Origin of the sequence: Streptomyces sp. 13-12-16, from assembly GCF_002114215.1 — a bacterium.
Taxonomy (GTDB): Bacteria; Actinomycetota; Actinomycetes; order Streptomycetales; family Streptomycetaceae; genus Streptomyces.
On sequence record NZ_NCTE01000522.1, the window covers coordinates 12,922 to 23,790 of the forward strand.

The window sequence follows — 10,869 nt, forward strand, 5'->3', positions numbered from 1 at the left end:
AGGCCGCGGCGTTGGAGCCGCGTCATCCGGGACGGGCGAAGGAGACATCGATGGCAGTGACCGGCCGAGGCCCGTCCGTCTGGTTCCGGCGGTACCCGACGGCAGGGCCGGTACGGCTGCGTCTGGTCTGCATGCCCCACGCGGGCGGCACGGCAACGTTCTTCCACCCTTGGGACGGCGCGTTCGGCGACGGTGTCGAGATGTTGGCCACCCGCTATCCGGGGCGTCAGGAACGGATCGCGGAAACGTGCCTGACCAGTATGGAACCGCTCGCGGACGCGGTCGCGGACGAACTGACGGCGCTGTCGGACGTGCCGGTGGCCCTGTTCGGCCACAGCATGGGGGCCTCCCTCGCCTATGAGGTCGCCCTGCGCCTTCAGGCGTCGCACCCGGAGGCGGTCGCGGGACTGTTCGTGTCCGCACGGGAGGCCCCGCACCGAGTCACCCCCAAGAGGGTGCATCTGCTGGACGACGAAGGCCTGTTGGACGAGGTGCGACGGCTCGGGGGCGTCGACGAGGCCTTGCTCGAGGAGCCGGCCCTGCGGGATGTCCTGCTGCCGCCGCTGCGGGCCGACTTCCAGATCGCCGGCACCTACCGGGCGACGGCGCCGGTTCCCGTACGGTGCCCCGTCGCGGCCTACGCGGGCGAGGGAGACACGGGAGTCGTGCCCGAGGCCGTGCGCCGCTGGTCGGAGGTGAGTGCTGGTTCCTTCGACCTCACCGTCATGCCTGGTGGCCATTTCTACCTGATCCCGGAGAGGGACGCCCTGCTGAAAGACATGTCCGGACGTCTCGAGGGGCTGATGGTGACAGCTTCCTGAAATCAGGTCAGGAATGCCCGCCGAAGAGTCTAACTTTCAGGGCCGGGGAGGATCCGCCTCTTGTGCGGCGGCCTCGCCGGTTCCACGCGGTGACGCCCTTTCGGGTTGTGCGCGACTCCCATTCACGTCTTGTACGAGAAACGAGAGGTTACGTTCTTCATGACTGCCATGACTGCCGAGGACTCGGCGAAGGTGAAGGAAATCGTCTGCGACATCCTGGAGCTGGAGGAGGACGAGGTCACCGAGACGAGTCTCTTCCGCGAGGATCACGACGCCGACTCCCTGCGGGCGATCGAGATCCTGGCTTCCCTCGAGAAGGAATTCAAGATCGTGATCGAGCAGTCGGAGCTGGCCCGCATGGTCAATCTCCAGGGCGTCTACGACGTCGTCGCCGAGGCCCAGACGGCATCGGCCTAGGCATTTTCGCTTCCTCCGCGCCGAGACCGGTTGGAGATTCGATGACAATCCTTGCGCAGGACGGTACGACCGCTGCGGCCCACCGAGTTGTCCTGACGGGATTCGGTGTCTTCTCCAGTATCGGGGTGGGCGCCGAGGAATTCGCCGAAGGACTGCGCGTGGGGCGCAGCGGAGCCAAACCGATCACAGCATTCGACACCGAGGGGTTTGCGCACTCCAACGGATGCGAGATCGTGGACTTCCACCCGGAGAAGTGGATCACCACGCTCGACGCGACGGAGCTCGGCAGAGCCAGCCAGTTCTCCGTCGCGGCAGCGCGCATGGCGATCGACGACGCGGGCCTCGACGTCGGGAAGCTGCGCGAGCAGCGTGGCCTCATCTCGGTCGGCACGACCGACGGGGAGTCCTTCGACCTCGACCACCTGGTGGAGAGCCAGCTCGCCCGTGGCCCCGAACACATGGACTCCACCATCGCCCGGCGCGTCCGCGCCGGGCGCCTGTCCGCCGCCATCGCCCACGAGCTGGGGTTGACGGATGTGGAGGCGATCACCATCCCGACGGCCTGCGCCGCCGGCAACTACGCCATCGGGTACGGATACGACGCCGTGCGTACCGGTGAGGTCGACTTCGCACTGTGCGGCGGGGCCGACGCGATGTGCCGCAAGACGTTCGCGGGCTTCTACCGGCTCGGCACCATCGCCCCCGAGCTGTGCCAGCCCTTCGACGCGGACCGCAAGGGCATCCTGACCGGTGAGGGCGCCGGCGTCCTGGTGCTGGAGAGCCTGCAGTCCGCGCTGGCCCGCGGTGCCCGCATCTACGCCGAGGTGCTCGGCTACGGCCTCAACTGCGACGCGTACCACCAGGTGGCGCCCAATCAGCAGAGTGTCGGCCGCTGCATGGAACTGGCTCTGGAGAACGCCGGCATCGAGCCCCACCAGGTGGATCTCATCTCCGCGCACGGCACCGGCACCAAGGCCAACGACATCACCGAGGCCCGAGCCATCCGCAGCGTCTATGGCGACACCCCTCCGCGCACCGTCTCGATCAAGTCGATGCTGGGCCACACCATGGGGGCGGCCAGCGCTCTGGCCGCCATCGCCTGCTCGCTGGCGATCGTGCACAAGTTCATTCCGCCGACCATCAACCACTTCACGACCGACCCGGAGTGCGAGGTGGACTGCGTGCCGAACAAGGCGGTGGAGGCCGATCTGAGAGTCGTGCAGAACAACGGCCTCGCCTTCGGCGGCAACAACGCCGTCGTCGTGCTCGGCAAGTACGAGGAGCAGCGGTGAGCCGCTGGGCGGTGACCGGGATGGGCGCGGTCGCCAGCATCGGAGCGGACCCGGACGAGCTCTTCGCCGCCCTGTGCGCCGGCCGGAGCGGGCTGAGCACGCTCCGTGGCTTCAACCGCGACTGGTACAACGCCGACCTGCTTTACGAGGTCGACAACCGCCCCGCGCCCGGTGTGGATTCCACGGCCCGCGCCACCGCGTTGCTCACGGACGCGATCGGCCAAGCCCTGCGCGACGCGGGCCACGACGAGGACCTGCACAACGTGCCGGTGCTCATCGGCACCGGGCTGCGCGAACTGCGCTCGCTGGAGTTGCGGTGGCGGGACGGACAGCCCTTCGACGCCTCAGGCATGCATTTCGGGACTGCGCTGCGCCGGCGCTTCGGCGCGGACGACACCCACACGATCTCCAACGCCTGCTCCGCGTCGCTGTACGCCCTTGCCCTGGGCACCGATCTGCTGGAGTTCGAGCAGGCCGACACGGTCGTCGTGGCCGGTGTCGATGTGATCACCGAGAGCATGTTCGGCCTCTCGGACCGGCTGCAGCTCGACCCGCCCGACCGGCTGCGCCCCTTCGACCGGGACCGCAAGGGCACCGTCATGGGAGAAGGAGCGGCGGCGATCGTCCTCCGGCGGGAAGCCGCGCCCTGGGCCCCTTACGGCTTCGTACGGGGAGTCGGCGTCAACTGCGACGCCTACCACGCCACCGCGCCCGATCCGCAGGGCATCGCGCGCGCCATCACGGATGCCCACCACCGGGCGGGTGTCAAGGCGCAGGACGTGGACCTCGTCATGGTGCACGGCACCGGCACCCCCCTCAACGACGCGGCCGAGGCCACCGCGCTCGCGGAGGTGTACGGCGACCACATCGGCTCGCCCCTGATGACCGGAGTCAAGTCGATGACCGGGCACACCTCCGGCGCCTCCGGGCTGCTCAGCCTCATCGTGGCGCTGCTGGCGATGCGTGAGGGCCAGGTACCGCCCATCTCGGGACTCGCCGCCCCCGCTCCGGAGACCGACGGCTTCAATCTGGTGCTCGCCACGACCGTGGCAACCGACGTGACGGTGGCACAGATCGACGCCTTCGGATTCGGCGGGATCAACGCTGTGGCGGTCGTGGAGGTGGCTCGATGAAGCACACCGTGACCACCACGGTCACCGGGGTGGGACTCGCCGTGCCGGGAGCCGGATCGCCCGAGGACCTGCTCGGCCCCGTCCCGCCCCGCGCGGACCCGGTCTCACCGGCCGCCCGCATCGGGAAGAAGGGCCTGCGTTACAAGGACCGAGCCACCCAACTGGCTCTGGTCTGCGCGGAAGAAGCCCTGAAGGACGCCGGGTTGCTCGGTCCGGGAGGGCTCGGCGTCGGCGGCGGGACGATCGCGGTACTGGTCGCTTCCAACTACGGGAACGTGGACACCGTGTGCTCGGTCGTGGAGACGATCGCGGCAGAAGGCACCACCTCCGGAATCAGCCCCATGGACACGCCCAACGCGTCCAGCAACGTGATCGCGTCCACGCTGGCGATCAAGTACGGACTTCGCGGCCCGAACCTGATGATCTGCAACGGCCCGACCTCCGGACTCGACGCGGTCCGCTGGGCCGTGAACGTGATCGGGGCCCGGCGGGCAGACCGCGCTCTGGTGGTCGCCGTCGAGCCGGACAACGACATGGTGCGTCAACTGACCGGCGCCGACCGGGTCGTGGACGGCGCCGCCGCCCTGGTGGTGGAGAATCAGGCCGCTGCGGCCGTGCGCGGCGCCGTGAGCCGCGCCGTCCTCGGCCCCGGCATCCGCGTCCGCGGTGTCGAGGAGTGCATGCGGCTGCTCGCGGAGCACCAGCGGACCGTGCCCGGCGCCTGGTTCGGCCCCGGCGGCTCGGACGGCGCGGACTCGCCCGTGCTCGGTGTGCACACCGTCCGTCACCAACTCGCGGGCACCTGGGGAGAGGCGTCGGCGGTCCTCGGCGTACTGCAGTGCGCCGGCGCCGTCGGCTGGTTCGCGCGCGGTGGCGCGGGGCCCGTCTACGCGCTCTCCGGGCGGGACTCCGACGACGCTACCGCCGGCCTCACACTGCTGCCCGCGGAAGGCATCCGGTGATCCCGTGACGACTCTTCCCGGGTACCTTCCGCACCCCGCCGCGTCGCCCGAGCCCCTGCGGGTCGGGCGACGCGGCGGCACCGGCACGACCGACACGCGCCTCCTGCTGCTCCACGGCCTGGCGGGCAGCGGGGCGGTGTGGGACGAGGTCTGGCAGCGGCCGCCGACCGGCCTGGAAATCTGGACGGCCGACCTGCCGTGGCGCAGTGATCACGTGCTGTCGTGGAGCCGCGCCGGAGAGCAGCCGGACTGGATCGAGGCAGCTCTCGATCTGGTGCCGGGCGGCCCCGACGTGATCGTGGCGCACTCCTACTCGGCCAACGTCCTGCTGGCCTCACTCAGCGCACGAGCCGCGGCGGGCGACGACCTCGCCGACCGGTACGGCCTGCGCGGTGTGGTGCTGGTCTCCCCCTTCTACCGCCGCAGCCCCGATGACTTCCCCTGGGACGTCATGGCGGACATGCAGGGCCGGTTCTTCCACATCATGAAGGAGGGCATCCGCACCCGCTCCGGAGAGCGGATCGACCCCGACCTGCGCCACCGTATGGCCGAGCGGGTCTGCGAGCGCGTCGGCGCTTACGGGTGGCTGCGGTTCTGCGAGTCCTATCTGCGCACGCCGTGGCTGCGCACCGACCTGATCACGGTTCCCTGCCTGGTGATCTGCGGCAGTGAGGACTTCGCCGCCCGGGAAAGCGAGCTGATCGCGACCGATCTGCCGGCCGCGAGGCTGCACCTCGTCCCGGAATGCGGCCACTACCCGATGGCCGAACGGGCCCAGCAGTTCGTCGACGTGGTCGGCGCATTCCTCGACGACCTTCCGGACGGGCTCGCGCCCCCGGAATCCGCCGCATGAGAGCAAAGGAGCGTTCAATGCCGGAGAACTCCGTCAAAGCACTGCTGAGCGAATCGACCACAGTCGTGCTCAGCCCGGGGTACGAAGGTGCCAACATCGGCACCATCATCGGCTTCAAGCACGTCAACTACCTGGTCGAGAAGGCGGTGATCGAGCACTTCCGGCGCAGTGGACTGCCCGTCGGCCGGCTTTACGAGCAGCACGGGCTCGGCTTCGACATCACCGACATCGACTCCCGGCTCCAGACGGCGCTCGTGGTGGACGACCAGGCCATGATCGAGGTGACCCCGACGACCGGGGAGGGGGCTGACGCGCTGTCGTTCAAGGTGATCATCACCGTCGAGCGGGACGGCGCACCGAAGAGGGCCGTCGTCTCCAAGGTCAAGGCGCAGTTGAGGACGGACGACAACGACGTGCGCATGCTTCGCAGGCTGCCCGTGCCGGAAGGCCTGGAGGACTTCGTGACCGCCCGGATCGGCGGTGCCGAACCCGGCGCGGCAGCACCCGTGGTCACCGACGGCACCCTGATCTCGGGCGGTTCCGCCGAAACCGATGCGGTTCTGGACCAGCTGCTCGCAGGACGGAACGCCTACGGCTGGAAGTTCCGCATCCCCTACCCGTTCGTCCACTTCTTCGAGCGGCTGCAGATGTCCGGCTATCTGCGTCTGATGGAGGAGGCCAAGCACCGCTTCGTGGATGCGCGGGGCATCTCCATCCGCGAGCTGCTCACGGAGCAGAACTGGATCCCGGCCGTGACCCACTCCCGGGTGACGCTGCTGGACGAGGCTCTCCTCGAGGAGGACCTGTACGTGGTCTACACGGTCGAGGACATTTTCAAGAACCTCCTCTACACCTCGCGCCTCGACACCTACGTCGTCCGCGACGGGCACCTGGTACAGACCTCGACCGGCACCATCACGCACGCCTACGGGGTGGTGGAGAACGGCAGCGAAGGCCGCCTGGTCACCTTCGACGACCGCGTTCTGGCCGCCCTGGCCGACAAGCGCACGGTGGCCTGACGACACGTCGTCCAAGACGAAGGGGACGTGATGCAACTGTGAGCGGGACATCCAGGGCGAATGGAGGACCGGTCATCACGGCCTGGTCGGCGGTGTCACCGTACGGCATCGGCCGTGACGCCTTCTCGGCGGGCATCCGTGCCGGGCGGCCCACGGCGGCGGTGCTCACCGGTGAGGAGTTCAGTGGCCCGGACGAACGGGCCCACCTGGTTCCCGGATTTGTCATCAAGGATGTCCTGGGCCGCAAGGGCACCAGGTCCATGGACCGGGTGACGGGTCTGGCCGTGACAGCCGTACGGGAACTGCTCGCCGAGGACGGTGGGACACCGGAGTCCGGCGATGACGTCGGGCTGGTGCTCGGCACGACCACCGGCAGTGCCCAGAGCATGATGGACATCACCCGCGACACCCTGGTGCACGAGAAGCCGTTCTACATCGACCCCTCCCGCATCCCGAACGCGATCATGAACTGTCCGGCAGGGCAGTGCGCCATCTGGTACGGGCTGAGGGGGCCGAACACCACGGTCGCGGCCGGCCGCTCCTCCGGGCTGCTGGCGCTGAACTACGCCCGGCGGCTGCTCGCCTCCGGACGTGCCCGTACGGTCCTTTGCGGCGCCGCCGAGGAGTACTCGTCGGCGCGGGCCTGGCTCGAATGGCACACCCGCCGACCGGACGAAGGCGACACGGTCCTCGGCGAGGGCTGTGCCGTGCTGCGACTGCGTCCCGCCGACGCCGAGGGCGAGGGCCTGGCCGAGGTCCTCGCCGTGGAATCGGGCGTGGTGGGTGCCGCAGGCGCTGCCCACTCACTGGCCGCCGCTGTGCGACGTGCGATGCGCCGGGCCGGCGCGGAGCCGGACGACGTGTGGGCCGTGTCCGCTTCGAGACCCGCCGGGGTGCTCGGGGAGCAGGAACGGGCCGGACTGGACGTGGTCTTCGGACAACCGCACGTGCGGTGGCTCGACCACTCCGGCTGGACAGGGGACACCGCGGCGGCGACCGGGGCCCTGCAGCTGACGACGGTACTCGCCGTGTCCGAGGAGGATTCGCAGGCTCGTGGACGCGTCGCCGTGGTGACGTCGCTGGACCGCGACGGCGCGCTGGCCTGCGCGGTGCTCCGGCTGCTCTGAGCGGTGGCACCCGGCGGCCCGGCGCACACGACGCGAGCCGTACCGCGAGAGGACGGCCGCGCTCACCGCCCGGCCGGAACGACTACTGAGAATGAGGAGACCCATGTCCGTGACCCCGCACGACACCCCCGTGACCGCAGTGCCGAGCCTGGACGAACTGCGCGGCATCGTGTCGGAGATCCTCGACACCGACGCGGAGGACGTCACCGACGACGCCGACTTCGTGGCGGACCTCGAGGTCGACTCCTTGATGGCTCTGGAGGTCGTCGTGGTACTGGAGAAGCGCTTCGGGGTGAAGTTCGCCGAGGCCGAGCTGCGCCAGGTCACCTCCCTGGGGCAGGCGCACCAGCTGCTCACCCGGAAGATCCCGGCTCAGTGAACGGGCCTTCCGGTACCAGCCCCGTACGGGCCGCAGCGCGAGTCGTCACCGCGGTGAACGCCGGTGGGAACGGAGCTGGGCCACGCTCGGAGGTGCGCTTCTCGATCGAGGGCTCGGAGCCGGTGTTCGCCGGCCACTATCCGGACTTCCCCATCTTTCCGGGCGTATGCGTCGTGGAGTGCGTGCACCGTGCGGCCATCGCTGCGGCACCGGGCACCGGAAGCGGGCTCAGCCTGGCCGCACTGGAGTCGGCCCGCTTCACGGGGCCCGTCTTCCCCGGTGACGTGCTCACCGTCACCGCCGACTGGACGGCGGTCGAGGGAGGCTGGAAATGCTCGGCGACCGCGTCGACCGAGCGGGGGGAGTCTGCGACGGTCAGGCTGCGCTACCGGGAGGACCGCGGGTGATCGAGGTCCATGGCGTGCGGCAAAGACTGCCGCACCGTTTTCCGATGCTCCTCGTCGACCGGGTGCTCGAACTCGTGCCCGACGAGAGGCTGGTCGCAGTGAAGGCGATCACCTGTAACGAGCCCTGGTACCAGAACCTCGCCGAGGACGCCGGTCTCGAGGAGTACGCCTACCCGCAGACCCTCCTGGTGGAGTCGTGGGGGCAGGCAGCCGGGCTGCTCGCCGTGTCCGGCACACAACAGGCGATGTCCGCGGACCAGGTCATGCTGGCCGGGGCCATGTCGGGCGTCGCCTTCCACCGTGCCGCCCTGCCGGGTGACGTTCTGGAACACCACGTCCGGCTCTACCGGGCGCTGAGCGACACGGTGATCTTCGACGGCCACACGACGATCGACGGTGAACCGGCTGTCACTTTCACCCGCATGGTCATGGCGTTCCGGCCCGGGGACCGGCTGCGGCCACCCGCCGGCCGCTCCGCCCGGACCGCACGCATTCCGTAACACACCGAGGGAGCACCGGTTTCATGGAGAACAAAGAACCCAGGGTCGCCGTGGTCAGCGGCGGTTCACGCGGAATCGGACGTGAGGTGGTGCTGCGTCTTGTGCGGGACGGCTTCGACGTCGGCTTCTGCTACCAGTCCAACGAGGAGGCGGCCGGTCAACTGCAGAAGGAAGTAGAGGAGTTGGGCGGCAGGGCGCTGGGGGTCCGGGCCGACGTCTCCGACAGCGATTCCGTGCGTTCCTTCATCGCCGACGTGGAGGACGCCTTCGGCGGCATCGGCGCGGCAGTCACCTCGGCCGGCATCACCAGGGACAACCCCCTGCTGCTGATGCCGGACGAGGACTGGAACACCGTCCTGCGCGTCAACCTCGACGGCGTCTACCACGTCTGCCGCTCCGTCATCTTCGAGATGATGAAGCGGAAGTCGGGATCCATCGTGAACATCTCCTCGGTGGCCGGGGTGTACGGAAACCCGACGCAGAGCAACTACGCGGCGTCCAAGGCCGGGATCATCGGGCTGTCCCGCTCGCTGGCCAAGGAGGCCGGCCGGTACGGCATCCGGGCCAATGTGGTCGCCCCGGGCTTCATCGAGACCGACATGACCGCGGTGCTCGACGATCAGATCAGGAAGCGCGCCCTCGACTCCATTCCGCTCCGGCGGCTCGGCCGCGCCGAGGAGGTCGCCGACCTGGTCTCCTACCTCGTCTCCGACCGGTCGTCCTACATCACCGGTGCTGTCTTCCAGATCGACGGCGGCATCACCATCTGATCCGTTCCGCCAAGCCGAACCGAGCCAAGGGGGAGCCTTTCCCATGCCCAGACCCAAGAAGCCACCGCGCTGGTACTTCTCGTTGCGCAGCCCGTACTCCTGGTTCGCCTACCTGGATCTCACCCAACGGTACCCGGACGTCGCGGACGCGCTGGAGTGGATCCCCTTCTGGGAACCGGACGAGACGACGCAGGCCATGCTGGACGACGCGCGGGTCGAACTGCCCATCGTGGCGATGTCACGGGCCAAGAACTTCTACATCCTCCAGGACCTCGCACGCCTCTCGAAGGCCCGTGGTCTGAAGATGACGGTGCCCATGGACAAGGACCCGAACTGGGAGGTCTCCCACCTCGCCTACCTGGCCGCAAAGGAGCGGGGGTGTGGCCGGGAGTTCGTGGACGCCGTCTACCGCGCCAGGTGGCAGGAGGGCAGGGACATCACCAGCCCAGGGACGATGGGGGAGATCGCCGAGCAGCTGGGCCTGCCGGCCGAGTTGCTGGCCACGGCGGCACAGGACCCGAAGCTGCGGAAGCAGGGCCTGGACTGCCTGGTGTCCTCGTACGAGGACGGCCTGTTCGGCGTGCCCTTCTTCATTCACGGACGGGAGAAGTTCTGGGGTGCCGATCGGCTGAGGCCGTTCGTCGCGTCCTTCCCGGGGCGCACCGGGCCGGACATCGAAGAAGACTGGCAGGATCATGACGAAGTGCCGCTCTTCTCTCCCCCGGCCGGAGATGCTGGACACGCGGGAGGCTGCGGCTGACCCTTCCGGAACACCACCGGACTGAATGCGGATGACGATCGGGACCGCCTCTGCCGGGGCACGACCTCCGGCGCGACCCGGTCGTTCGTCCGGATCGCTTTTCTTTTGCAGTGGCTGAGCGCCGTCTCCGCAGATCTGTTGAACAGCCCGTTCCATTGCTCGCTCACTCGTCCACTCGATCGTCAATCGTGCTCATTCGAGGTGTTCAGTAATGACTGACCAGTTCCCGGAAGCCACCCTCGTGGAGTTGTTCGAGGAGCAGGTGGTGCGGTGTGGGGATCGGGTGGCGGTGTGTTGTGGGGAGGAGTCGGTTACGTATGCGGAGTTGAACGGGCGGGCGAATCGGCTGGCGCGTTGGCTGGTGGGGCGTGGGGTGGGTCCGGAGGACGTGGTGGCGGTGTGTCTGCCCCGGTCCGTGGATCTGGTGGT

14 protein-coding genes are annotated in these 10,869 nt (G+C 68.9%); all 14 read left to right on the forward strand.

Annotation, left to right across the window (positions count from 1 at the left end):
• The first annotated feature begins 50 nt into the window (after positions 1 to 50).
• Positions 51 to 821: a thioesterase II family protein gene (locus tag B7767_RS21120; RefSeq protein WP_085573575.1), complete on the forward strand. Its 771-nt coding sequence runs from the start codon at positions 51 to 53 to the stop codon at positions 819 to 821.
• A 159-nt stretch (positions 822 to 980) separates the two neighbouring features.
• Positions 981 to 1,238: an acyl carrier protein gene (locus B7767_RS21125; RefSeq protein ID WP_085573576.1), complete on the forward strand. Its 258-nt coding sequence runs from the start codon at positions 981 to 983 to the stop codon at positions 1,236 to 1,238.
• Between the two features lie 41 nt (positions 1,239 to 1,279).
• On the forward strand, positions 1,280 to 2,530 hold the full coding sequence (locus B7767_RS21130; RefSeq protein ID WP_085573577.1) for a beta-ketoacyl synthase: 1,251 nt from the start codon (positions 1,280 to 1,282) through the stop codon (positions 2,528 to 2,530).
• A 20-nt stretch (positions 2,531 to 2,550) separates the two neighbouring features.
• Positions 2,551 to 3,663 carry a beta-ketoacyl synthase gene (locus tag B7767_RS21135; RefSeq protein WP_085573587.1) on the forward strand — a complete coding sequence of 371 codons (1,113 nt, stop codon included), beginning with the start codon at positions 2,551 to 2,553 and terminating at the stop codon, positions 3,661 to 3,663.
• The gene (locus B7767_RS21140; RefSeq protein WP_256923518.1) at positions 3,660 to 4,625 is read left to right on the forward strand and encodes a beta-ketoacyl synthase N-terminal-like domain-containing protein; all 966 of its coding nucleotides are present in this window, start codon (positions 3,660 to 3,662) and stop codon (positions 4,623 to 4,625) included. The genes B7767_RS21135 and B7767_RS21140 overlap by 4 nt, the downstream gene beginning before the upstream one ends.
• Positions 4,626 to 4,629: 4 nt before the next feature.
• On the forward strand, positions 4,630 to 5,478 hold the full coding sequence (locus B7767_RS21145) for an alpha/beta fold hydrolase (RefSeq protein ID WP_179167225.1): 849 nt from the start codon (positions 4,630 to 4,632) through the stop codon (positions 5,476 to 5,478).
• A gap of 17 nt (positions 5,479 to 5,495) precedes the next feature.
• Positions 5,496 to 6,497 carry a thioesterase family protein gene (locus B7767_RS21150; RefSeq protein ID WP_256923519.1) on the forward strand — a complete coding sequence of 334 codons (1,002 nt, stop codon included), beginning with the start codon at positions 5,496 to 5,498 and terminating at the stop codon, positions 6,495 to 6,497.
• 38 nt (positions 6,498 to 6,535) lie between these two features.
• Positions 6,536 to 7,624 (forward strand): beta-ketoacyl synthase N-terminal-like domain-containing protein, encoded by a 1,089-nt coding sequence (locus tag B7767_RS21155; RefSeq protein ID WP_085573580.1) that lies wholly within the window; start codon positions 6,536 to 6,538, stop codon positions 7,622 to 7,624.
• Positions 7,625 to 7,727: 103 nt separating this feature from the next.
• A complete protein-coding gene (locus tag B7767_RS21160) occupies positions 7,728 to 8,003 on the forward strand; it encodes an acyl carrier protein (RefSeq protein WP_085573581.1) in 276 nt (91 codons plus the stop codon).
• Positions 8,004 to 8,056: 53 nt separating this feature from the next.
• Entirely contained in the window at positions 8,057 to 8,410 is a 354-nt protein-coding gene (locus B7767_RS21165; protein WP_256923520.1) for a 3-hydroxyacyl-ACP dehydratase FabZ family protein, read from the forward strand.
• The gene (locus B7767_RS21170; protein ID WP_085573583.1) at positions 8,335 to 8,910 is read left to right on the forward strand and encodes a 3-hydroxyacyl-ACP dehydratase FabZ family protein; all 576 of its coding nucleotides are present in this window, start codon (positions 8,335 to 8,337) and stop codon (positions 8,908 to 8,910) included. The genes B7767_RS21165 and B7767_RS21170 overlap by 76 nt, the downstream gene beginning before the upstream one ends.
• A 23-nt stretch (positions 8,911 to 8,933) precedes the next feature.
• Entirely contained in the window at positions 8,934 to 9,680 is a 747-nt protein-coding gene (gene fabG, locus B7767_RS21175; RefSeq protein ID WP_085573584.1) for a 3-oxoacyl-[acyl-carrier-protein] reductase, read from the forward strand.
• Positions 9,681 to 9,723: 43 nt separating this feature from the next.
• On the forward strand, positions 9,724 to 10,440 hold the full coding sequence (locus tag B7767_RS21180; RefSeq protein ID WP_085573585.1) for a 2-hydroxychromene-2-carboxylate isomerase: 717 nt from the start codon (positions 9,724 to 9,726) through the stop codon (positions 10,438 to 10,440).
• 211 nt (positions 10,441 to 10,651) lie between these two features.
• Positions 10,652 to 10,869 (forward strand): AMP-binding protein (locus B7767_RS21185; RefSeq protein WP_143652571.1); only part of this gene is annotated, 218 nt, incomplete at its 3' end.